Source organism: Paenibacillus sp. D51F (assembly GCF_053345695.1).
In genome coordinates this window covers 394,050-418,157 of record NZ_JBKFAO010000002.1, presented here as the reverse complement: position 1 = coordinate 418,157, position 24,108 = coordinate 394,050, and the positions used below count along the sequence as shown (strand labels likewise).

17 protein-coding genes are annotated in these 24,108 nt (G+C 60.6%); 13 read left to right on the top strand and 4 right to left on the bottom strand.

The genetic code is table 11. The annotated features are described in order from the left end of the window. Window positions 1–2: 2 nt before the first annotated feature. The 7 genes from ACLBWT_RS05650 to ACLBWT_RS05620 all read left to right on the top strand — a co-directional run bounded on the left by ACLBWT_RS05650 (window position 3) and on the right by ACLBWT_RS05620 (window position 8,558). Window positions 3–893, top strand: coding sequence for a carbohydrate ABC transporter permease (locus ACLBWT_RS05650; RefSeq protein ID WP_447662064.1), 891 nt, complete (start codon window positions 3–5; stop codon window positions 891–893). Further along, window positions 886–1,863: a carbohydrate ABC transporter permease gene (locus ACLBWT_RS05645; RefSeq protein WP_447662063.1), complete on the top strand. Its 978-nt coding sequence runs from the start codon at window positions 886–888 to the stop codon at window positions 1,861–1,863. The genes ACLBWT_RS05650 and ACLBWT_RS05645 overlap by 8 nt, the downstream gene beginning before the upstream one ends. A gap of 46 nt (window positions 1,864–1,909) precedes the next feature. Beyond that, window positions 1,910–4,687 carry an alpha-mannosidase gene (locus ACLBWT_RS05640; protein WP_447662062.1) on the top strand — a complete coding sequence of 926 codons (2,778 nt, stop codon included), beginning with the start codon at window positions 1,910–1,912 and terminating at the stop codon, window positions 4,685–4,687. After that, window positions 4,684–5,742: a glycoside hydrolase family 18 protein gene (locus ACLBWT_RS05635; protein ID WP_447662061.1), complete on the top strand. Its 1,059-nt coding sequence runs from the start codon at window positions 4,684–4,686 to the stop codon at window positions 5,740–5,742. The genes ACLBWT_RS05640 and ACLBWT_RS05635 overlap by 4 nt, the downstream gene beginning before the upstream one ends. A 190-nt stretch (window positions 5,743–5,932) precedes the next feature. After that, entirely contained in the window at window positions 5,933–6,940 is a 1,008-nt protein-coding gene (locus ACLBWT_RS05630; RefSeq protein WP_447662060.1) for an ATP-binding cassette domain-containing protein, read from the top strand. Beyond that, a complete protein-coding gene (locus tag ACLBWT_RS05625) occupies window positions 6,937–7,737 on the top strand; it encodes an ABC transporter permease (protein WP_447662059.1) in 801 nt (266 codons plus the stop codon). The genes ACLBWT_RS05630 and ACLBWT_RS05625 overlap by 4 nt, the downstream gene beginning before the upstream one ends. Window positions 7,738–7,985: 248 nt before the next feature. Then, window positions 7,986–8,558 (top strand): WGxxGxxG family protein, encoded by a 573-nt coding sequence (locus ACLBWT_RS05620; RefSeq protein WP_447662058.1) that lies wholly within the window; start codon window positions 7,986–7,988, stop codon window positions 8,556–8,558. Window positions 8,559–8,681: 123 nt separating this feature from the next. On the opposite strand, the gene ACLBWT_RS05615 is transcribed toward ACLBWT_RS05620, so the two are convergent. After that, a complete protein-coding gene (locus tag ACLBWT_RS05615) occupies window positions 8,682–9,620 on the bottom strand; it encodes an ArsR/SmtB family transcription factor (RefSeq protein WP_447662057.1) in 939 nt (312 codons plus the stop codon). Between the two features lie 137 nt (window positions 9,621–9,757). Here ACLBWT_RS05615 and ACLBWT_RS05610 point away from each other — a divergent pair, with 137 nt between their 5' ends. Both ACLBWT_RS05610 and ACLBWT_RS05605 read left to right on the top strand, forming a co-directional pair. Beyond that, a complete protein-coding gene (locus ACLBWT_RS05610) occupies window positions 9,758–12,511 on the top strand; it encodes a glycoside hydrolase family 2 protein (RefSeq protein WP_447662056.1) in 2,754 nt (917 codons plus the stop codon). 69 nt (window positions 12,512–12,580) lie between these two features. Beyond that, entirely contained in the window at window positions 12,581–13,480 is a 900-nt protein-coding gene (locus tag ACLBWT_RS05605; RefSeq protein ID WP_447662055.1) for a glycoside hydrolase family 43 protein, read from the top strand. Between the two features lie 126 nt (window positions 13,481–13,606). Here ACLBWT_RS05605 and ACLBWT_RS05600 read toward each other — a convergent pair whose 3' ends face one another. Beyond that, a complete protein-coding gene (locus ACLBWT_RS05600; protein WP_447662054.1) occupies window positions 13,607–14,230 on the bottom strand; it encodes a LysE/ArgO family amino acid transporter in 624 nt (207 codons plus the stop codon). Between the two features lie 131 nt (window positions 14,231–14,361). Between ACLBWT_RS05600 and ACLBWT_RS05595 the strand changes: the two genes are divergently transcribed. From ACLBWT_RS05595 to ACLBWT_RS05580, 4 genes are all read left to right on the top strand, one after another. Then, entirely contained in the window at window positions 14,362–15,816 is a 1,455-nt protein-coding gene (locus tag ACLBWT_RS05595) for an aminotransferase-like domain-containing protein (protein WP_447662053.1), read from the top strand. Window positions 15,817–16,044: 228 nt separating this feature from the next. Next, entirely contained in the window at window positions 16,045–16,188 is a 144-nt protein-coding gene (locus ACLBWT_RS05590; RefSeq protein ID WP_447662052.1) for an RAxF-45 family protein, read from the top strand. 102 nt (window positions 16,189–16,290) lie between these two features. Continuing rightward, the gene (gene abc-f / locus ACLBWT_RS05585; protein ID WP_447662051.1) at window positions 16,291–18,255 is read left to right on the top strand and encodes a ribosomal protection-like ABC-F family protein; all 1,965 of its coding nucleotides are present in this window, start codon (window positions 16,291–16,293) and stop codon (window positions 18,253–18,255) included. A 464-nt stretch (window positions 18,256–18,719) separates the two neighbouring features. Then, window positions 18,720–19,949: an MFS transporter gene (locus tag ACLBWT_RS05580; RefSeq protein WP_447662050.1), complete on the top strand. Its 1,230-nt coding sequence runs from the start codon at window positions 18,720–18,722 to the stop codon at window positions 19,947–19,949. Window positions 19,950–20,304: 355 nt separating this feature from the next. Here ACLBWT_RS05580 and ACLBWT_RS05575 read toward each other — a convergent pair whose 3' ends face one another. Together ACLBWT_RS05575 and ACLBWT_RS05570 are read right to left on the bottom strand one after the other, a co-directional pair. Next, on the bottom strand, window positions 20,305–21,201 hold the full coding sequence (locus ACLBWT_RS05575; RefSeq protein WP_447662049.1) for an ABC transporter ATP-binding protein: 897 nt from the start codon (window positions 21,199–21,201) through the stop codon (window positions 20,305–20,307). A gap of 5 nt (window positions 21,202–21,206) precedes the next feature. Next, a complete protein-coding gene (locus ACLBWT_RS05570) occupies window positions 21,207–24,101 on the bottom strand; it encodes an ABC transporter permease (RefSeq protein ID WP_447662048.1) in 2,895 nt (964 codons plus the stop codon). Between the last annotated feature and the right edge of the window lie 7 nt (window positions 24,102–24,108).

Here is a 24,108-nt window from a genome sequence, read left to right as displayed (position 1 = left end):
GCATGCTCAGGAAACCTTTGAAGCTGACGCAGGCCAAGGCGATGTGGGGCTTTGTTTTCAGCCTGCCGCTCCTCTTGGGCATGATCATGCTCTTTATTTTGCCGATGATCCAGTCGTTCCGCTTCAGCTTGAGCTCCATCGAGCTTGTGGCGGAGGGGTTCTCCGTCCGCCACCGAGGCTGGACGAATTACAGCAGCCTGTTCACGTCCAATGCGGACTTCCCCCGTGCCTTGACGGAGTCGGTCGCCAACATGGTCGTCAACGTGCCGGTCATCCTGATCTTCAGCCTGTTCGCCGCCGTGCTGCTCAACCAGAAGTTCCACGGGCGCGCTCTGGCCCGGGCGATCTTCTTCCTGCCGGTCATTCTCGCTTCAAGCGCGATCGCGAATCTCGACATCAGCAGCTTCGTCGGCTCGGCGGCTTCGTCGGCCGGGGACGGGGCTTCCGGACTGCTGGAAAGCTTCGAGCTGAAAAAGACGATGCTGGACTCGGGCTTCGCTCCGTGGATCGTCGATTATATTACGGGCGCCGTCGACCGGATCTATGAAATCATCAGCTCGTCCGGCGTCCAGATCCTTATTTTCCTAGCGGGCCTGCAATCCATCTCGCCGTCGCTTTACGAGGCTTCCCGCATCGAAGGCGCTACCGGCTACGAAATCTTCTGGAAGGTCACCTTTCCGATGATGACGCCGCTCATTCTGACCAATCTGGTGTACTCCATCATCGATTCCTTCAGCAGCAACGACATCAACGTCCTGATCTCCGAGACGGCGTTCCGGCAGTTCGAATTCGGACTGAGCGCGGCGATGTCCTGGATCTACTTCGCGGTTGTCGGCGTCATCCTGGCCGGCTCGACGGCCATCATCTCGAGGAAGGTGTTCTATTATGACTGACGGGAAGCCAAACGCCGTGAAGCGGCCGGCCGCTTACGCCGAACAGCTCGTCATCCGGTACAATCCGCTGGAAAAAGCGAAGAATTGGGTCTGGAAGATAGTCAGGGCGCTGCTCGTGACCGGCTTCTGCTTCATCATCCTGTTCCCCCTGTTCCTCAGGCTCTCCGTCGCTTTCCGCAGCAAGGTCGACATCTATGATCCGACCGTGCTGTGGATCCCGCGCCACTTTACGCTGGAGAACTTCAGAGTGGCGATGGAATCGACCGATTACTTCTCGACGCTGCTCAATACGCTGCTCCTGGCAGGCGGGACGACGATCGTGCAGCTGATGGCCTGCGCGCTTGCCGCATACGCCTTCGCGAGACTGAAATATCCCGGCAGCAGCCTCGTGTTCGGCCTCGTCATCTTCACGATCGTCGTGCCGCCGCAGACGATCATGGTTCCGCTGTACTTGACCTACCGGTACTTCGACGGCTTGGGGCTGGTCGGACTGCTTACGAACAGGAGCAGCTTCAATCTCATCGACACGTTCTGGCCGTTCATCATCTCATCCGCGACGGCTATGGGCTTGAAAAACGGATTGTACATCTACATCTTCCGCCAGTTTTTCCGCGGCATTCCCAAGGAAATCGAAGAGGCTGCGCTCGTCGACGGAGCGGGCGTGGCGAAGACGTTCTACCGCATCATGCTTCCGAACGCCGTTCCGGCGGTCGTGACCGTGCTGCTGTTCTCCTTTGTCTGGCAGTGGAACGACAGCTATTACGTCTCGTTGTTCCTGAGCAAGGTGAAGGTGCTGTCGACCGGCCTGATGGACATGGGCGTGGCGGTCGGCGCCGAGCCGGATCCGGTGTACCAGTCGATGCTCCTCAACACCGGCGTGCTGCTCATGATGGCTCCGCTGCTGATCTTGTATTTGTTCGTGCAGCGTTATTTTGTCGAGAGCGTGGAGCGCACGGGCCTTGTCGGCTGAATTCCAAGACATCATCGATACAACGATAGAATTGAGGTTATTGCAGATGCCGCAGCCAAAAACCGTGCATGTCATTTCCCATACGCACTGGGACAGGGAATGGTACCTGCCGTACGAGAAGCATCATGTCCGGCTGGTCAAGCTGATGGATACGCTGCTTGAGACGCTGGAGCGGGATGCCGATTACCGGAGCTTCCATCTGGATGGCCAGACGATCATGCTCGAGGATTACGTGCAGATCAGGCCGGAAAAGAAGACGCAGCTGGAGCGGCTCATCGCCGAAGGCCGCATCCATATAGGGCCCTGGTACATTCTCCAGGACGAATTCCTGACGAGCAGCGAGGCGAATGCGCGCAATCTGCTCATCGGCCACCGCGATGCCCGGACTTACGGAGCCGTCACGAGAATCGGGTATTTCCCGGATTCGTTCGGCAATGTAGGGCAGGCGCCGCAGCTGCTCCGGCAGGCCGATATCGGCAACGCCATCTTCGGGCGCGGCGTCAAGCCTACGGGCTTCAACAACGAGGTGATCGAGACGCAGGCGTACGAGTCGCCTTACTCCGAGATGTTCTGGGAAGCCCCCGACGGATCGCGCGTGCTCGGCATCCTGTTCGCCAACTGGTACAGCAACGGCAATGAGATCCCTGCAGAGGCCGAAGCGGCGCAGCCATATTGGGACAAGAAAATCGCTGAAGCGGCCCGGTACGCGTCGACGCCTCATCTGCTGCTGATGAACGGCTGCGACCATCAGCCGGTGCAGACGGACCTGCCGCAGGCGCTGCGGACAGCAAGCAAGCTGTATCCCGAGATCAGGTTTGTCCATACCGGCTTCGAGGATTATTTGGACGCCGTCGCCGCAGAGCTGCCGGAAGGGCTGTCGGTCATCCGCGGCGAGCTGCGCAGCCAGCATACCGACGGCTGGTCGACGCTCGTGAATACGGCGTCATCCCGCGTCTACATCAAGCAGATGAACCAGCGATGCCAGGCTCTGCTTGAAAAAGCGGCCGAGCCTCTGGCAGCGCTCGCTCATATGCGGGGAACGCCTTATCCGCATCATTTGCTGACCTACGCATGGAAAACGCTGATGCAGAATCATCCGCATGACAGCATTTGCGGCTGCAGCGTGGACGAGGTGCACCGCGAGATGGTGACCCGCTTCGATAAGAGCCGGCATGTCGCCGAGTCGGTCATCGACGCCAGCATGGAGGCGCTTGGCGCGAGCATCGATACGAGCATTTTCGAAGCTTACGGGAGCAATCCGCTGCCGCTCGTCGCGGCCAACACGACCGGCTGGAGCCGGACCGGGGTCATTACGGCACAGATGCAGCTGGCAAGGGGCTACTTCCGGGATGGAGACCTGGAGGAAACGAAGTCGAGGCTGAGGGCCGTCCCGCTGGATGGCCTGGCGCTCGTGGACCCTGAAGGGCATGAGATCCCGTTCCGTCTGGAAGACAAGGGAATCGGCTTCGGCTACGATCTCCCGGAAGACCGGTTCAGGCAGCCTTATTTCACACGGAGCGCGCTCTTGACGTTCGAGGCGGACGATGTGCCGGCGCTCGGCTACAAATCGTATGCGCTTGTCCGGCGCGCCGGCGCTGCGGCTGCAGCGGGATCGTCGCTCCTGACCGCCCGCCATACGATGGAGAACGGAGTGCTGTCCGTCAAGATCGAGGAGGACGGCTCGCTGTCCGTGAAGGAAATCGCGACGGGACATGAATACCGGGGACTTGGCGTATATGAGAATACCGGCGACATCGGCAACGAGTACATGTACCGGCAGCCGCCCGGCGACGTTCGGATCACGACCCGCGGCGTTCCGGCCCAGATCCGGGTTGCCGAGGATACGCCGTTCCGCGCTGCTGTCGAGATCGTTCATCGGCTTGAGATTCCGGCATCCGGAGACGAGCTTCTGGACGAGGAGCGAAGGGAGATGGTGTGGTTCACCAGCCGCCGCTCGGGCCGCTCCTCCCGCATGCTGCCGCTCGTCATCCGCACTCTGGTGTCGCTGGAGCGGAACGGCAAGGGAGTCTCCGTCCAGATCCGGTTCGACAATCAAGCCAAGGACCACAGGCTTCGGGTCTTGTTTCCGACCGGCCTGGCCTCTCAATCCCATTATGCGGACTCGGTATTTGAGGTTGTCGAGAGGCCTAACAGGCCTTCAGCAGAGTGGAGGAATCCGAGCAACTGCCAGCATCAGCAGGCGTTCGTGTCCGTAGCCGACAGGGAGCGCGGGATTACGATCGCCAATCGCGGGCTGAACGAATACGAAATTCTGGGAGCGCCGAATGCTGCCACGATTGCGGTTACTTTGCTCCGCGCAACCGGAGAGCTCGGCGACTGGGGAGTGTTCCCCACTCCGGAAGCCCAGTGCATCGGAGAGCAGGCAGCGGAATACTTGATCATTCCCCATTCCGGCAGCGCCAGCGGGTCCGGGCTCGAAGGCGACATGCCCGCCCACATGCATGCCGCCATCATCGAGGCTTACCAGTACCAGGCGCCTTGGACCGTACGCCAGACCGAAGCGCATGCCGGCGAGCTCCCTGCGGCTCATGCCTTCTTCGCCTGGTCGGGAGAAGCCATTGCGTTCTCATCGCTCAAAATTGCCGAGTCTTCGGGCAGCCCGGTCATGCGCTGGTACAATCTGTCCCGCACCAGCCGGGCGCTGGCGGTGCGGGAGCTCGCAGCCGGAGGCGCCGCTTATCGAAGCGATATTCTCGAGCGGCGCGGAGAAGAACTGGGGAACGGAACGATCGACATGCTGCTCCGTCCGGCCGAGATCGTCACGATAGGCTGGGAGCAGCCAGACAAGGAGGACGGGAAATGAGCAACCGCAACCATGTGCTCGGGGGTTATGTCGGCTTGTCCTCGCTTTCTCTCGTGACGCGGGAGGATGCCGGCAAGCTGACGCATCTGTTCGTTGCCTTCGGTCACGTCCAGAACGATGAAGTCGTAATGCCGCCATGGGAAAATACCGGCGTGATCGCCAAGCTGAAAAGGGACAATCCGGAGCTGTGCATCCTGCTTTCTGTCGGAGGGTGGGGAGCGGGGGGCTTTTCGGAGGCGGCTGCGACCGGGGAAGGGCGGATGCGGTTCGCGGCATCGGCAGCGAGAATAGCAGTCAAGTACGGCTTCGACGGCATCGACCTGGATTGGGAGTATCCTTGCTACGGCCAGGCGGGCATCGCAAGCAGTCCGGACGACAAAGCCAATTTCACGCTGCTGCTGAAGGAAACGCGGACCGCATTGGACCGCTCGGGCGAGGCCGCGGGCAGACGTTATCTGCTCACGATCGCTGCCGGCGCCGACCAGTATTACGTGGATGGAACGGAAATGGACAAAGCGCATATCTATCTGGATTTTGTCCAGCTCATGACGTACGACATGCGGGGCGGGTTCCAGACCCTTACCGGACATCATGCCAATCTGTTCACGTCCACCGGGGACCTGTTCCGCATCAGCGCGGATGCTTCCGCCACCATCTTCATGAAAGCCGGCGTACCGCCGGAGAAGCTGGTGCTCGGGGCGGCCTTCTACTCGCGCATGTGGAAAGGAGTGCCCGACCGCAATGACGGCTATTTGCAGATGGCCGCTTCCTCCGGAGGCTACGGTCCCGACTACACCGCCTTGGAGTCGGACTATATCGGCAAAAACGGATTCATCCGGCACTGGGACGACGAGGCCAAGGCGCCTTATTTGTTCGACGGGTCCACCTTCATCAGCTATGAAGATGCCGAATCCCTGCAGAACAAAGCGCGATACGTAAAAGAAAAGGGCCTTGCCGGCATCATGTTCTGGGAATACAGCTGCGACCGCACCCATCGGCTGCTCGATACCCTTTACCGCATGCTGGCGGCGGATCCTATGAAGGGCCGGCTGTAAAAGGAATCCTACCGACAAGCGTGCTCGACCTGTTCATCGATTCAGGATGAACCCGGTCGGCACGTTTTTTGGCATTCCGGGAGAACTTTATTTGCATCCGTTGAAATTCAATGAATTCCGCCCCGGTTCACATTCAGTTCACAGAGATGTTTTATCCTTCATGCAGAATCATTTGGAGGAGGAACCTGCTGTGAACCATAAGGATAGGAAAGAGCCCAAAGGAGAATGGGCTGTCGAGGCCAGGGGGCTCGTCAAGACGTTCGGCGACAACCGGGCTGTGGACGGAGTCGATCTGAACGTGCGGGCCGGGTCGATCTACGGCGTTCTCGGGCCGAACGGAGCGGGCAAGACGACGACGATCCGCATGCTGGCCACGCTGCTTAAAGCCGACGCCGGATCGGCGAAAATATTCGGCCACGATACGGTGAAGGAAGCCCAGATCGTCCGCCAGCTGATCGGCGTGACCGGGCAGTACGCGTCGGTCGACGAGTCGCTCAGCGCGACGGAGAATCTCGTGATCTTCTCCCGCCTGCTGGGGCTCGGACGCAAGGAGGCGAAGCGCAAGGCGGAGGAGCTGCTGGAGGAATTCGGCTTGACGGAAGCGGCCAGAAGGCCGCTCAAAAACTTCTCCGGCGGCATGCGCAGGCGGCTCGATCTGGCGGCAAGCCTCATCGCGCAGCCGCCGCTCATCTTCCTGGACGAACCGACGACCGGCCTCGACCCGCGCACCCGCACGCAAATGTGGGATACGATCCGCCGCCTCGTGAAAACGGGATCGACGGTGCTGCTTACGACACAATACCTGGACGAGGCCGATCAGCTGGCAGACCGGATCGCGGTCATCGACCGGGGCTGCGTCGTCGCCGAAGGCACTGTCGACGAGCTGAAAGCCTCGGTCGGCACCTCATCGCTGCATCTGAAGCTTGAGAATACGCTCAAGATCGGCAGCGCCAGAAGGATCGTCGACCGCGTGCTCGGCGTCGCATCCGTCCTGTCGTCGGAAGCCGGCAAAATCACCGCGCCGATGGCCAACGCCGATGTCATCACCGACCTGCTCATCGAGCTTCGCGCAGAGGAGATATCGCTGTCGGAGCTCAGCGTGCAGAAACCGACGCTCGACGAGGTGTTTTTGACGATTACAGGCCATGAGGCCAAACAGGAAGTGGAAGCCGCTTCGGGCAAGGAGGCAACGGCATGAGCCAACCAACCGCACGCACGCTCAAAAACCATACGAGCTTGGGCCAAACGATCCGCAATTCGCTCACGATGGCCTACCGGGGGCTGCTGAAGATCAAGCGCACGCCGGAGCAATTGTTCGACGTCACGCTTCAGCCGATCATCTTCACCCTGATGTTCACGTATATATTCGGAGGCGCCATATCGGGCGATGTGGCGAGCTACCTGCCGATCATCATTCCCGGCATCCTCGTGCAGACGGTCATCGGTACCTCTGTCGTCACCGGCGTCCAGCTGCGGGAGGATATGGACAAAGGCGTATTCGACCGGTTCAAATCGCTGCCGATCGCGCGCATCGCGCCGCTGGCGGGAGCGCTGCTCGCCGATACGATCCGCTATACGATCGCAACTGTCCTTACGTTCACGATGGGCTTCATCATGGGCTACAGGCCCGAGGGCGGCCTGGGGAGCATCGTCCTTGCCGCGCTGCTGGTCATCGCATGCGCCTGGGCAATCAGCTGGATCTTCGCCTTCTTCGGCGTCATCGCGCGCACCGCATCCAGCGTTCAGGGCATCTCGATGCTCGTGCTGTTCCCGCTGACCTTCCTATCCAATGCTTTCGTCCCGGTCGACACGATGCCGAACTGGCTGCAATTTTTCGTGAAGATCAATCCCATCACCCATCTCGTCAGCGCTGTCCGGCAATTGGCCAACAACGGGACCGTGGGCTGGGATCTAAGCCTCTCGCTTATCGGGGCGGCCGTCATCGTCGCCATATTCGCTCCGATCACCGTCCGCGCGTATATGAAGAGGACCTAAAGGCGCGAGCCGCTTGAATTCCTTTATGGACAGCTTGACATTTAGGACGGCGATTCTTTAAGTGGGAGTAAAAGAGGGACATAAAAACCGCCGCTTGCCGTGGCGGTTTTTTGCATCCATTTGAATCCATTGGCCATGGAAGACCGGCACAAGCGCAGGAGACATGCCGGATTCACCCATGCATAGCGGCTATCGCGGAGGGCAACCTAGCTGTGTTCGCTATTATAAGATCAAATGGAGGTCAACCAATGAAAAAGCTCGCTCTTACGCTCGTGGCTGCAGCCGGCATCGCCGGAACGCTCGCCAGTCCCGCATTCGCCAACAATAACGATATGATGCGGAATACTGAACGGGGAATGAATGCCGATTGTTACCATGCCGCTGGGACGAACATGATGGACGGCAAGGGCGTCAACCGTATGGGCATGAACGACATGGGCATGAACGACATGGGCATGAAACGTGCAGGCACGAACGGAGTCGGGTTGAACGCCACTCCCTGCTATCCGAGCACGTACGGAACAGGCTTGAACCGCACTGGCACCGGCACTGGCACTAGCACTGGCACTGGCACTGGCACCGGCACCGGCACCGGCACCGGCACCGGCTACGGAATGAATGGCGTCTCCTCGTATGGAACCGGGTTGGACGGCACCCGCATGAATGATTACCGGAACAACAGCTACCACACAAACTTTGCCGCCAGAAATTACACGGCCAAGGCCGCTACCGGCAAAAGCGGCTCCAACTGGGGCTGGCTCGGCTTGCTTGGCCTGTTCGGCCTTGCGGGCATGAGAAGCCGCAATCCGGAACGCCATTAATCAAAAGCAATGGCCGCAGCGGACGCTGCGGCCTTTTTGGCTGAGTTCATCTGGAACAGAAGGGCAGGGCAAGGAGGACAACCTGCACGAATGAAAGACAGAGCAGAGCTCGGAGTCTTTCAGCTATTCCATCGGATCCGCTTTTCTTGTAAAGGAAAGAACGATGTCCTGAGCATGGTCTCCGAAGTCCGAGCCGAACAGGTTGAGTCCACGCGCGTTGGCGGCATCCTCGGCGATCTCGAAGCGGATGCGGACGGGCTCGCTGAAGGAAAGCCCCAAGGCATCGATGGAAAGGTCTCCGCAAGGAGCTCCATTGATCAGGCTTCCCGTACGGGTTACTTTCCATTCCGTCAGTCGGCCATACTCGGTATTGCCCCGCCATTTCTCCGGCGTGAACCGGCCTTTGCGGTCGCCGAAATCGCCTGGGCTCGTCCAGGTTCCGACAAGCAGATCATTCATATAGAGCGATATGTCGGAGGGCCAGTCTTCGCGGAAGCCCGGCGCCTCCGAACACAGCTCCGCTGTCAGGCTGATTTCCTCCAGCTCGGTACCAGGCGGCATTGGATTGGCGAAGCGATACTCGAGGCTCCCGCTGCCGGAGAACCATACCACGGAGGCATGAATGCGGTCCGGCATGTAGAAAACCCTCGGATCGTCCGGCGATCCGATTCCGGAGCCGTCGCGTGAAGCCATGCCGCAAGGCGGCTGGACGGAGCAGGCGGAGAACATGCCGATCGGCATGCGGATTTGTTCCGTACGGTGCAGGGCATCGCCGGCTCTGGCCGGCATTTCCAGCAGGATGGAGCGGTAATTGACCGAGCAGATCTTCTCCCGGGCGGAACCTTGGCGGCAAGCGATCAGCTCGGCCTGTTCCAGCGTCTGCACGTTGATGGATATGGTCGGCTGCGCCGCGCCGAGCACCTCCGCCAGCTGGCTGACGCTCATCGCCTTCTCCCCGAGCGCCTCCAGAATTCGCAGCCGGACGTCGCTGGAGAGAGCCTTCGCCACGTCGATCATCCGGGAAGCCGGAAAGCGGATCAGTTCCTGTTTCGTTTCGCTCATGTCAACGCTTCCTTTACATAAATGGATAGCTTCAGTCTACAAGGAATATGATATATTGTAAAACCATAATGTACATTGCCTAATTAATATATACCTGCTAGAATGGGATCAATTCCCATTCGAAAGGTGTGTGCCGAATGCTTGAATCCTTAACCGCCCATGCAGGCCTCATGATTCCCCGTCCTGAATATCCCCGCCCGGATTGGGAACGGGGCGATTGGCTCAATCTCAACGGATCCTGGTCTTTCCGGCTGGATCAGGAAGGAATAGGCGCATCGGAAGCCTGGCAGTTCAAGGATGAGAGCCACTTCGGCTCGACCATTATGGTACCGTTTTCATGGGCAAGTCCCTTATCCGGAATCGGGGAGAACGTGAAGGGTACCGGATGGTATCGCCGCACAGCAAGCTGGGCTCCCTCGGAAGCCGGCTCCCTCGTGTTCCTCCGCTTCGGCGCGGTAGATTACGAATGCGATATCTGGGTGAACGGGGAGCATGCCGGTTCCCATCAAGGCGGATACGGCACGTTCGAGTTCGATGTTACCTCTGCATGGAAGACTGCGGAAGAGAACGTGATCGTCGTGCGCGCGCAGGATGAGGATCATAACCACCAGGCGAGAGGCAAGCAAGGCTATGGAGAAATTCGCGGCATCTGGCAGACGGTATGGCTGGAAGCCCGTCCCGAGGCCTATATCCAGAATGCGGAATTCCATACCTTCGTAGATGGACGCGTGAAGATCAACGCGCGCATCAGCGCCGCACAGGATGGCGAAGCGCGGCTTGCGCTCGATTTCGCGGAAGGCTGCGTCACGGCTCAATCGGTGCATCAGCTGAAGAAGGGCGACAATGAAGTCTCGGTGTCCTTCCAAGTAGCGGAGCCGCAGCTGTGGAGCCCGGAAACGCCTCATCTGTACGAAGGGGCCATCACCTTGACCTCCCTCTCCGGAGAGGACAGGGTGTCCACGTACTTCGGCATCCGCGAGATCGGAACGGCCCGATTCGGGGAGCGCGGCTACCGCTGGCTGACGCTGAACGGCAAGCCGGTCTATCTGAACGGAACGCTCGACCAGGCTTATCACAAGAGCGGCTACTTCACCTATCCGAGCGACCAGGACATGCATGACGAGATCTATATGATGAAGCGGCTAGGCCTGAACTTCGTCCGCATCCACATCAAGCCGGAGGAGCCCCGCAAGCTGTATTGGGCCGACAAGCTGGGCATTCTCGTCATGGAGGATATGCCCTGCTTCTGGGGCGATCCGGACGAGACGGCTCGGGCGTCGTATGAGCGCGAAGCGCTGGAGACGATCCAGAGGGATTTCAATCATCCGTCCATCTTCTCGTGGGTCATGTTCAATGAAACCTGGGGGCTGAAAACGGACAGCAGGACGGTATCCGTGACGGGAGACGCGGAACAGCGGCAGCTGTACCTTCCCGAGACGCAGGAGTGGGTCAGGGAGCGCTACCGGTGGGCCAAAAGCATCGATCCGACGCGCATCGTGGAAGACAACTCCCCGTGCAACTGGGACCATGTGGAATCGGATATCAACACCTGGCACTTCTACATCAACGGCTACCGGCAGCTGCGCGACCACTTGGAGCATGTCGCCGCCGGAACCTTCCCGGGGTCGGAGCTGAACTATATCGGAGGCAACAAGCAGTCGGACGCGCCGCTGATGAACAGCGAATGCGGCAACGTATGGGGCATCGAGGGAGGGGCCGGCGACAGCGACCTGGCCTGGCATTACCGGTACATGCTCAACGAGTTCCGGCGCCACGACAAGCTGTGCGGCTTCGTGTTCACGGAATTCCGTGACGTCACCAACGAATTCAACGGCTACTATCGGCTGGACGGCTCGGCCAAAGACTTCGGCTATGATGGCATCGTGCCGGGCATGACGCTGCGCGACCTGCATGCGGCAGACTTCATCGTCGTGGATGCCGCTCCGTGCGTGACGGTGGATGCCGGAGCGGAGGCGACGGTTCCGCTGCTTCGCTCCAGCTTCTCGGACCGCTATCATGGCGAGGGGCTGACGCTGGAATGGGAGCTCGCCTATGACGAGCTCGGGGTCCGCCGGGTCGAGAGCAGCGGCGCCGTCCAGCTGCAATGGGACGGCTACGGAACCTCCGAGCTGCAGCCGCTCGTTCTGACGATGCCGCAGCGCGACGCTCTGGCGATCCTTGGCCTGCGTCTCGTGGACGGCCAAGGGACGGTCGTGACGCGGAACTTCACTTCGTTCGACGTCCGGAGCGGGCAGCAGGGCGGCGGATACGGAGCGGACGGCGGCACGCTCAGCATTCCGGTCGGCTCGTTCTCGGAGCACAGCTTCGCTTATCAATGGGAGGCGATCGGCGGCCACAAGCAGAACGGAGGCAAGGAAGGCTCGTTCGTCTTTGACGCGGTGCTGCCGGATTCCGGAGAGCATGCCTTGATCACGGATGTGGACATCTGGTTCGAAGCCAGCTCCAAGCGGCTGCTCGCCCGCAACTGCGAAGGCGGCAAGGAGCAGCGGACCGACATCAATTATATGCACGGGGATTCGGCGGACGCCGAATGGAACATGAACAGCTACCCCATGACGGGAGAACAGAAGCATGAATCCCGGGTCGAGGTGCTGATCGACGGCGAATCAGCAGCGAGCTTCGCGTTGCCGGACGATCCCGCCGACGCGCGCGGCATTCTCTCCTGGCATCATCAGCCCGTTGACAACAAGCTGGACGAAGCCGGTTCCTATGGCTACCTGTGCCGGGCATCACTGCCGCCGAGGCTGGCGGCCAAGCTGAACTCAGCCCGCCGCTTCAAGCTGGAGCTGAGGGCTGCGGAGGGCGGCCTCGCCCTGTATGGACGCAACGCCGGCCGGTATCCGATGGATCTGGTTGTCCGCTATCGTTAAGGATCGGCTGAACCTGAAGGGGCATCCGCCCGAAAAGAGGGGATGCCTCCGTTGAAGGAGGAGACATGCATGAGAGGAATCGTGAACCCGGTCATACCGGGTTATTATGCCGATCCGGAAGCCCGGATCTATGAAGGCAAGTTTTGGATCTACGCGACCCGTTCCTTCACGGCCTACACCGACCAGATGAATCTGGACGCATTCAGCTCCGACGATCTGATCCACTGGCACAAGCATGAAGGCATTGTCGAGATGGAAGGCTTCCCGCATATCTGGAGGGCGGTCTGGGCGCCTACGATCATCGAGCGCGCCGGAAAGTACTATCTGATCTTCGCCAGCAACGACATCCAGTCGGACGAGGAGACCGGAGGCTTGGAGATAGCGGTCGCGGACAGTCCGGCAGGCCCGTTCCGGGCCTATCTCGGCCGGCCGCTCGTAGACCGCTTCGTTCATCGGGCGCAGCCGATCGACGCCCATCTGTTCAAGGACGACGATGGAGCGGTCTATCTCTACTACGGCGGCTGGAAGCATTGCAACGCGGCCCGCATGAATGAGGAGATGACCGGCTTCGAGCCGCTTGAAGGCGGGGAGGAGATCCTTTCCATCACGCCGCCGGGGTATGTGGAGGGACCCTGCATGCTGAAGAAGGACGGCCTCTATTATTTGATGTGGTCGATGGGCGGCTGGACCAACGGCACTTACCGCGTCGCATACGGCACAAGCGGCAGTCCGCTGGGACCGTTCGAGAACAAGGGGACGATATTGGAGAGCCAGCCGCCGGTCGCCGAAGGTCCGGGCCATCACGGGTATCTGCATCTGCCGGAAGAGGACGAATGGCTGATCGTGTACCATCGCCGGATCATCGGCGACCGCGATCCCGGCAGCCGGATTGTCTGCATCGACCGGATGCGGGTGGAGGACGGCATCATCAGGCCGGTCGTCATGACGGATGCCTGGCAGGAGGCATGAAGGCCGAAGATCTGACGGCAGCTCGTGTCGATCTTCAGCAGCTTGGTCTCCGTGCAGCGGTCGTAGACCGGAACGAATTCCATCTCGTATCGGCCGTCGTCGCTGGTGGCTCGATTTTCAAGCCGTTCAAAAGAGGTCTGACAGCAGAACGCAGCCCATATAGACGCCAGTTCCCCACATCATCAGCGCGGAAATACGGTTGATCCCCGTCCGCATTCGTCCGGATGAATCCAGCCTCGCCGCCGATCTGCCGGCAACGCCAAGGCCGATGAACCAGAACCAGGAGACGGCCGCGCAGACGATCGTAAAGGCGGCCTTCTCATAACCGGCGTAGCCGAGCGAGCTTGTGCCGACGACGCCCACGGTGTCGAGCAGGGCATGCGGGTTCAGCAGCGAGACCGATGCGGCGAAGGCGATCTGCTTTTGGGCTGGCATCGCGCCGCCGGCTGCCGCGCCCGGGACGGCGGGCTTGGTTCTCCAGGACGCGGCGCCCATATACATCAGGAAGAAAATGCCGGCGAGATAAAGGATGATCTTGATCTCCTGATTGTCGAAGATGATGACGGAGACGCCCCATACGGCGAGCAGAATGAGCATCGTGTCGCATAGTCCGGCGGCGATGATGGCGGGCAGCGCCCGGGCGAACCGGGCTTGAGAGGCTCCTTGATTGAAAATGAACACATTTTGCGGCCCTAAAGGCAGAATGAGCCCAAGCGCCAGCAGAAATCCGTGAATGGCTGCAGTCAGCATATGATCCTCCCGATTGGTGATAGAGCCATTGTAAGAGCAATCCGGCCGGGAGTCTCCATCCAATCGGTTGGCGGCAGAGCCAACCAATTGCTATAATGTCCCCACTGAAGCGGATGGAGAGTGGGGTATTCATGACAGAGGATTGGAAGCTGGACAAGCGAGGGGCCGGGCCGCTCCACCAGCAGATCTACGATTTCGTGAAGGGGAAAATCAGGAGCGGCGAATGGCCGGTCGGGATGAGGATTCCTTCCCAGAGAGAGCTGGCAGCGGCGTTGGCGGTCAACCGCAGCACGGTGGTCCATGCGTTGGACGAGCTGGCGGCCGACGGGCTGGTCGAGTCCGCCGTCGGCCGGGGAACGGTCGTGGCGAACAGCACCTGGAATCTGCTTGCCGGTTCCAGGCAGCCCGATTGGGGGCGCTATGTCCGCTCCGGCGCCTACCGGCCGAACCTGTCCTTGATCCGGCGGATCAATGAAGCCGAGCCGGATCCAAGCCTGATCCGCCTCGGAACCGGAGAGCTGTCGCCGGAGCTGCTGCCGTCGAGCCGGATCGCGGAGCTGCTGGCGGGCAGCGTCTCCGGACCGCTCAGCCTGGGGTATCCGGAGCCGAAAGGCAGCTATCCTTTGAGGCAGGCTTTAAGCTCGTATCTGAAGCGAAAAGGGATCGCAGCCTCGCCATCCTCCATTCTGATCGTGTCGGGGGCGCTTCAAGGCCTGCAGCTGATCTCGCTCGGGCTTCTGCGCCCGGGTTCCGTGATTTTAGCCGAAAATCCGACCTACTTGAATTCCGTCCATGTCTTCCAGTCCGCAGGCATGGAGCTGAGAACCGTCCCTATGGACGATGACGGCATCCGGCCGGATGCCGTCGGGAGACTGATGCGCCAGCACGGAGCTTCCTTGCTCTATACGAATCCCACTTACCGCAATCCGACCGGCGGCGTGATGACGCAGAAGCGCAGGGAAAGCTTGATGCAGGCATGCGCCGAGGCGCGGCTTCCGGTCGTCGAAGACGATGCCTACGGGGATCTGTGGCTGGACGAGCCGCCTCCGTCTCCGCTCAAATCGCTGGACAGCCAGGGACTTGTGCTGCATATGGGGAGCATGTCCAAATCGCTGGGACCGGGGCTGCGCATCGGCTGGATTGCCGGACCCGAGCCCGTCATCGAGCGCTTGGCCGATATCAAGATGCAGACGGACTATGGATCCAGCACCCTTTCGCAGCATGCCGTCGCAGAATGGCTGGCGGCCGGCTGCCATGAAGAGCATTTGTCCTTCTTGCGCGGCAAGCTGAGGGAGCGCAGGGGGATTGCTTTGGCAGCCCTGGAGGCCTCCTTCGCCGATCTGGCGGATTGGACGATTCCGCGGGGCGGATTCTACATCTGGCTGCGGCTCCGCAAGCCCTTGGACATGAGGCGCCTCTTCGAGCTTGCGCTGCAAGCCGGAGTCCTGCTCAACCCGGGCAGCATCTACGACCGGGAGGACCGGCAGCATTTGAGGCTGTCCTATTCCTATGCATCCTTGAGCGAGCTGAGGGAAGGCTTGGCGGCATTGTCCAGCCTGATCCGATCGTTGGCTGCCGCCGGATAATACAATGCCTGCTTAGCTGTCTATCACTTCGCTGATCGGCGCCAGCTCTTCGGCGGATTCTCCTGCGCCCAGCCGAACCTCGCTTTCCTTTCCTTCCAGGCGGTGGGTCGAATTGGTTTGAAGTCAAACTGTACCTGTACAATCCGACTTGTAAGTGGATACAATAAAAGAACTGCGCGCGGCAAATCTCCATGGATGGAGGAGCGCGCCCGATAGGAGGTGAAGCAGGTGAACCGCGAATTGGTCCATTCTATCGTCAGCCGGCTGCCCATTGCCATGGCTGGCATCGTGCATGATTTTTCCGCGAACGGGATCACTCTGTCCATGTTGCCTTGTTTGAACCACCCAATCGCGAGAAGACGCCTGCCCTAACCTCTACGGATCGCCATGCCATCCCGAAGAGCCGCGGCCAGCTGCGCGGCTCTTTTTTTGCGCTGTGGCGCAGCGTCTTCCATAACCAGGAGGATGAATGCCATGATTATCGTCAACGCTCAGAACGTAAGAAAATACCACGCCGCCCATCTTGTGCTGGACGGAGCCGCTTTTCAAATCCAGGATGGAGAGAAGGTAGGCCTGATCGGCCGCAACGGCAGCGGCAAATCGACGCTGCTGCGGCTCATATCCGGCCGGGAGCATGCCGACGAAGGCATGCTGACGGTGCGCAGGGATGCGCGCATCGGATATTTGCCGCAGATTCCCGAAGCGTACGAATCGATGACGGTGTACGAGGTGCTCGCCAGCGGATTCGGCAGCTTGATGAAGGCGAAGGAAGAGCTTGCCGGGCTGGAAAGCCGGATGGCCGATCCTGCTCTGACTCCTTCCGCGCTGGAGCGGCTGCTCGTCCGCTATTCCGAGGTTCAGGAGATGTTCGAGCAGGGAGGAGGCTACGACATGGATACCTTCATCGATCAGGTCGCGAGCGGCCTGCAGATCGACCGCAGCCGGGACGGGCGGACGCTCGGGAGCTTGTCCGGCGGGGAGAAGACCCGGGTCGTGCTGGCTTCCCAGCTGGTGACACGTCCCGATCTGCTGCTGCTGGACGAGCCGACCAACCATCTGGATCTGAAAGGGATGGAGTGGCTGGAGCAGTTTTTGCGAGGGTATGCCGGCTGCTGCGTGATCGTCTCCCATGACCGCTATTTCCTGGATGCCGTCGGGACGAAGATGATCGAGCTGGAGGACGGCGAAGCCCATACCTATCTCTCCGACTACAGCGGATACCTCAAGCAGAAGGAGGAGCTTCTGCTGCGCCAGTTCGCCGAATTCCAGGAGCAGCAGAAGGCGATCAAAAAGATGAAGGAGACGATCCGCAAGCTGGAGGAATGGGGACGGATCGGGGACAACGAGAAATTTTTCAAGCGCGCGGCTTCGATCCGCAAGGCGCTGGATAAGATGGAGGCGGTCAAGCGCCCCGTCCTGGAGCCGAAGACGGCGGAATTCAGCTTGAATCCGCAGGACCGGTCGGGGAAGCAGGTCATCGCCTTCGAGCGGGTTTCGAAGCGGTACGGTGACCGCATCCTTCTGCAGGGGGCCGAAGGAAAGCTCCTCTATGGGGAAAAGGCGGTGCTGATCGGGGACAACGGCAGCGGCAAGACGACTCTGCTGGAGATGCTCCTGGGCCGGGAGTCCGCGGATGAAGGCGAGCTGAAGCTCGGAACCCGGCTGGAGATCGGTTATCTGGCCCAGCAGGAACCTGCCGCGGAGCCGGAGAAGTCCGTGCTGGACTACTTCCGGACCGAAGCGGGCATGGAAGAAGGCGAGGCGCGCCATCTGCTGGCACGTTACCAGTTCTACGGAGCCGCCGTATTCCGTCCGCTCAAGGCTCTGTCCGGCGGAGAATGGTCGCGGCTTCGGCTCGCCTTGCTGGTGCGGAAGCGGCCCAATCTGCTGCTGCTCGACGAGCCGACGAACCATCTCGACACCGCCTCCAGAGAAGCATTGGAGGAGGCGCTCGAGGAGTTCCCGGGCACGATTCTGGCCGTGTCCCATGACCGGTACTTCATCAACCGCATCGCCGGGCGCGTCTGGGAGCTCTCCGGGGGCCGCATCGTTTCCTGGAATGGAAACTATGACGGGTATAAGGCGGAGCAGGTCAAGCTGCAGGCAGCAAGCGATTTGTTCCGGGAAGATAAGGCTCCGCATCGGGGAGAAGGCGCGGCTCCACAGGTCAAGCCGACCCTCTCCGGAGAGAGGATGGCGGCCAAGAGCGGCAGCAAAGAAAACGGAAAGAAAACGGAGCAGCTCGCAAAGCAAAAAGAGCAGCTCGAAAAGGATATCGCTCTTCTGGAAGCCAGGATCGCGGCAGCAGCCGCGGAGCTTGAGCTGCTTGCCGTGAACGGCAGTCCGGCGGAGCTGGAGAAGCGATGGAAGGAGCGGGAGATGAACGAGCAGCAGCTGGCCGGTCTGATGGACCGCTGGCTGGAGCTGGCCGGAGAGTAAGGCGATTGCTGCCGTTTTTGTTTTGGCAGAGAGATACGGCTCCAGGCGTATGGACTCGAGGAGGCAGGCCTGCGCCATGATAGCCGCATCCGCCAGATCGAGGAGTCCCATCCCGAGCTTGGGAGCGTACCCGATGCGAATCGGTCCGCGGTCCCTAATCGGGCAACTCTCTGTACCCGGCGCTCAGACAGGGAATAGACCTGAGAAGGTCCTTCGGGGCGGGGGAGATTCCGAAATCCAACTGCTGCTTGCCAAAGCAACCGGCCATTTCGCATGGCAATGAACGCTGATCGAAGGCGCCATTCAAGATGGCGCCTTCTTGCATTCCATTCCCTGAGAATTGACGTATAATAGTGTTCGTTCCAGCAAGTCTTTCAGCAGTAATCGGAAGAGTCGTTCATTTTCGGAGCGGCTCAAGCAAAACGACATTTTAACTTGCATAGCCGCAGAGGGGAATGGATCCAGTGCTTCAATGGGCAAAAGGGAAAATAGGACGGGGAACGGCCGTTCCGCCGGAAAAGAAGCTGAGCCGGGATGCGGTCACCTCGCTGATCATCCACAGCTGCTTCCAGTTCGGGGCTTCGATGTCGGGCTTGTTCCTCAACCTGTACTTGTGGAGGCTGACTCAGGATCTAGCGATCAACGGGCTGTACAACATCATCTGCTTCGCAATAACCCCGGCGGCGTTCGCCGCGGGAGGCTGGCTTGCCAAGCGCAAGGACCGGATGGCGGCCTACAGGCTTGGCATCGTCATGATCGCCGTCTTCTACCTGCTCGTCGTCATTGCTCAGGAGCGGGTGGCGGAATATTATGTCCTGTTCGCGCTGTTGAACGGAATATCGTCCGGCTTCTATTGGGTCGGCTATCTCGTGCTTCAATACGACGTATCTACGGAGACGAACCGAATCCGATATCTGGCGATCAACATGATCGCCTTCAACTCCGCCGGGCTCGCCGGGCCAGCGCTGGCCGGCCTCATCATCCGCCGCAGCGAAGGGCTGCAGGGATACATCATGATCTTTGCGCTTGCTTTCGTCATGTTCGCGGCCGCTGCCGCGATCAGCTTCCGGATCCCGATGCAGACCGTGCGCCACCGAACCTATTATCTGAACCTGATGGGCTTGCTGATGTCCAAGCACAGGCGATGGCGCAGGGCGCTGTACAGCTTCTTCGTCTTCGGCCTGTTCCAGGGAATCATGCTGTTCCTTCCCAATATCCTGCTGTTCCGCACCGTCGGCCGCGAGGATTGGGTCGGCTATCTCGGCGTGCTGTTCTCCGCCTTGACGGTCGCTACCGGGTATGTCATTTCCCGCTCCGCCCAGCAGGAGCATGTGCGCCTCTACCTGCTGATCTCCTCGATCGGAGTCACGCTCGGGGCGGCGCTCTTGCTGCTGGACGTGAAGCTGTGGTCCGTCGCGGCCTTCATGATCCTGTTCTCGGTGTTCAATCCGCTCGCGGTCAACACGCTGACCTCGTATTATTACCGGCTGATCGGACAGCTGCCGCTCAAGGGGCAGCTGCGCGTGGAGTCGGTCATCATGAGGGAGCTGTTCCTCAACGCCGGGCGTGTCGTATCGATCGCGCTGCTGCTCCTGTGCGCGGCCGACATGCGGCCGTCGTTCATGGCGGCGGTGCTGTTCGGCATGGCGGCTCTGCAGTTCACGCTGCTGGGACTGGTGAAGGAGCGTCAATGAATGAAATGGAAGGGTGTTCGACTATGCCCTTGCTGCATCCGCATCGCGGAGGCGACCGCGCTGCCCCCAAAGCCGTTGTTTTGGAGACAGCGACAGCGGATTGCCTGACAAAAGCGCTTTGAGCTTTCTTTCATCCATAGAAGTCAACATCAATCCATCCATTCGTCCGTAGATGTCTACTTGTCATTCATCCATAGATGTACCTATCAAGGGCAACTCCATCGGGAGGGGCTCTTTTTTTGATTGCCGCTTCTTTTCCCAGCCTGGTGACATGCAAGCGCGCCGCTCCGGTCCAGCCTGCCGTGATGATGAAGAAACCGGAAATGCCTTTTGAAAATGCCGCTCAAACGCATGGCTACTTCCTTTCATCCGGAGCCGTCAGCCGGATAGCTCCATCCGCCAGCTCCAGCTTGACCTTGTTGCGGTCCTTGGCACCGATGGACTCCAGGTAGGAGGCCGGAACCTGCAGCCGTCCGGCTTTGTCGAGGACGGCGTATTCGACATGCGAATCGTCTTCGTCCCGCGCGCCGGGAGGAATGCCTTGTTCCAGCTCCAGCAGCTCCTCGGCATAGGATTTGCGGCGGATCATTTCGGAGGAGGTCTTGCCGTCGCGGATCGCGACGACCCTCTCCACCTTCCGGGCGAGCAGCGGATCATGGGTGACGATGACGATCGTGATTCCCGTCGTCCGGTTCAGGTCGCGGAACAAGTCGAGAATCTGGTCCGACATCCGGGAGTCGAGCGACCCCGTCGGCTCATCCGCGAGCAGCAGCCTCGGTCCGCATGCCAGCGCGATCGCGACGGCGACCCGCTGCTGCTCGCCGCCGGACAGCTGGTGCAGCTTGCTGCCGCGGCGATGGCCGAGACCGACCGCCTCCAGCAGCTCCAGCGCGCGTTCGCGGCGCGGCTTCCCGCCGAGCAGGAGAGGCAGCTCGACATTTTCCTGAGCGGTGAGGTAGGGAATCAGGTTGCGGGCATTGTTCTGCCAGACGAAGCCGACGCTGCTGCGCTTGTATGCGACGAGATCACGCTCGCTCATCTTGAGCATGTCGCGCCCGTTCACGACCAGCTTGCCGGCCGAGGGGCGGTCCAGTCCGCCCAGCATATTGAGCAGAGTCGACTTCCCGCTGCCGCTGTTGCCGATGATGGCCATCAGCTCGCCGGCCTCGACCTCGAGATCGAGGCCTTGCAGGGCGAATACCTCCAGCTCGGCGGCCTTATAGATTTTGACCAGCCCTTCGCAATGAATCATTCCAATCAATCCTCCCCGAGCTTGAGCGCTTGATGGATCCGGCTTCTGGACAGCATGATCCCGAGCACGGCCAAGCCGATCAGCAGCGTCATGCCGACCATCCCGTACAGTTTGGCGAAATCGCCGGCGGCAAGGATGACCCGGAATGGCGGGACGAGAGCCGCCGGATTGAATGCCAGCTGGAAATTGGGGACGAACAGGCGGCTCGCCGAATAGCCTGCGGCCAAGCCGATCAGGACGGCCGTTCCCGAAGTGAGCAGCTGCTCCAGGGCGAGCATGCCGATCAGCTGGCGCAGCGACAGGCCGACGGCGCGCAAAATGCCGTTTTGAAGCGTACGCCCTTTCAAGGTCAGAATCCAGTACAGCATGAACCCGGCGAAGGCGACGAGAATCGAGATCAGGAACCCAAGCGTCAGGATGCCGTTGAGCGCCATGAAGAAGGGATCGTTTTTGGCTCGCGCGAGCTCGTCTCTCGTATTGACGATGCTGGTCAAGTTCAGGCCGGCATGGGAAATGCCCTCGTAGAGCCGTGCCGTGGAGGCGCCGGGCTTCATCTTCAGCCAAACCTGATAGGGCTCGAGCGCGAGCTGGAACTGAATGCGCGGCAGATGGCCGACGATGAGCATCGGCGTGCTGCCGGAGGCGGAGTCTTGTGAGGCCATCCGGCCGCCCGACGCTCCCGGATTGGGATTGAAGGACGGAAAGAAAGGCAGGATGCCGTAAACGACGAACGGCTGCGGATCGATCTTGTCCCAGCCGGCCCAGATCGTGTCGCCGGGCTTCACCTTCTTGTCTTCGGCCAGCGTCTGCGAGATCAGAACCGCGCGCGGATCCGGGGCGATCAGATTGAGATAATCGGCCAGCGGATAACGGAGGATGGAGTCGCCGAACCAGGCCGTCTCTCCGAAATCATCCGTATCGATGCCCATGAGCTCGGCGGTTCCGCCGCTTCCGCCTGCAGTGAAGGCGGCATCCTTCTTGATGAACACTTTCGCCGCGTGCTCGACTCCGGGCAGGGCCGGGTAGGCGTCGAAGGGAGGCTCCGTGTAATGAACGACGGGGGAATCGGCCCCGGCAGCCTTGGCTTCTCCGCCGCCAGGCGAGTAAGCCGAAGCGTCTGCCGGCACATCGGTCTGCCATGGGCCGGAGAGGACGAAGTCCGCTCCGTTGCGATACCGGATCTGTTCCTCGCGGTTGTTGTTGATCGTTCTGGCCGCCCCCGCGCTGAACACGCCGGAGGCGATGGTCAGGATGAGGAAGAGCATGAGGAACTGGTACTGGACGAGAGAGCGGCCCACCTGGATCAGGGAAGCGTACCAGGCCGGCGGCCACCAGCGGCGTCCCAGCCTGTAGACGGCGGCGAGCAGCAGCGGATAGAGGCGCAGCAGCAGCAGGCCGGCTCCGATCATGAACAGCGCGGGTACGACGAACTGAAGCGGATCGATCCGCAGGTCTTCCGAGCCGAGGCCGAGCGTCTTCAGGCTGTCCAGCCGTTCCCGGAACGTATAGAGGCCGTAGAAGGAAACGCCGAGCAGGATGATGTCCACGAATGCTTTGCGCCATAAAGGCGCCTGACCGGCTCTTGCCAGAGACTGCTTGTGGCCGACGATCGTAACGCGCGTGGCGCGGATGACGGGCAGCAGCGTCATGGCGAAGGCGATGATGGCCGCCGCTCCCGAATAGGCGAACGCCTCGGCGCCGACATGGACGGGAAGCCTGGAGCGTTGGACGAATTGCAGGAAGCCGCTCGATGCGCCGAGCAGCTCCGTCAATCCGGCTGCGAGGTACGGTCCGGCCGCGAAGGCGGCTCCGGCAATCATCAGCCCTTCGGCTGCAAACGCAGAGATGATCTGCAGCCTCGAAGCGCCGCGGCTGCGCAGGACGGCGATCTCGTTCCTCTGCCTGCCGGCGATGAGTTCGGACACCATGTACATATAGAAAGCCAGCATGATCAGCACCGGGATGTCGAGGGACCACATCAGCGTCGCGAGGCGCTGCGACCGCTCTCCATAGCTGTCGATCGCCGCGGCGGCCGGGACGTCGAACTTGGTTTGGCTGACCGGGACGAGCTTGCCTGCGGCGCTTCGGATCGCCTGATCGGTGCTCAGGAAAGGCTTGATATCGCGCAGCGTCATCTTCGTGTAGTCCAGCACGAAATACCAGCTGGCGGAGAATAGGGGAGCCTTGCGGGCAGTCAGCATCTCCTTGGCGAACAAGCCTTCATCCATGACGAAGACGCGGTTGTAATCATCGAGCGACGGGTCGCGGAAGAAGAGGTCGCCTTCCTGCTTGACGCCGAAGCTGCCGACGGGCTTCAGGCGCAGATGCAGGTTGCGGCTGTCGTCATCGAGCCTGACGATCCGGCCGAGCACGAAGTCGAGCTCCTGAAGCGTCCGCTGGTTGACCATGACCTCATAGGCGCCGTCCGCATCCGGCTGCGGTGAAGGCAGCCGGCCGTCGATCAGGCGGATATGATCCTGGATGCCGCTGACGGAGCGGATGGCACCGGTAGGCTTGAGCTGCTTGGGATCGGCGGCGGAGCCTTCCACCTCCAGCACAAGCTGTTCGGTCTGCAGCTCGGCCGCAGCCTGCTTGAGCGGCAGTCCGAAGCCGGGGACAGCCTCGTCATTCATGAAGCGCTCCAGACTGGAGACGGCCTGGAGCTTCTTGTCCGCCTTCATGTCCATCAAGGTGATTCTGGAGAAATAGGTGCCGGAATGCACGCCCGAATCCTGCTGCCGCCTCTCCAGGTCCTTCACGAGCATGCGGGAGAGGATGGCGTCGGAGTAGACCGGCATCGTACTGACGAGGCCGGTCGTCAGCACCATGCCGAGAAGCAAGCTGACGGCCAGCCATTTGTTGTTCGCCATCTTGCGGAAGATCATCGTCAGCAGGGCCATGTCCAGG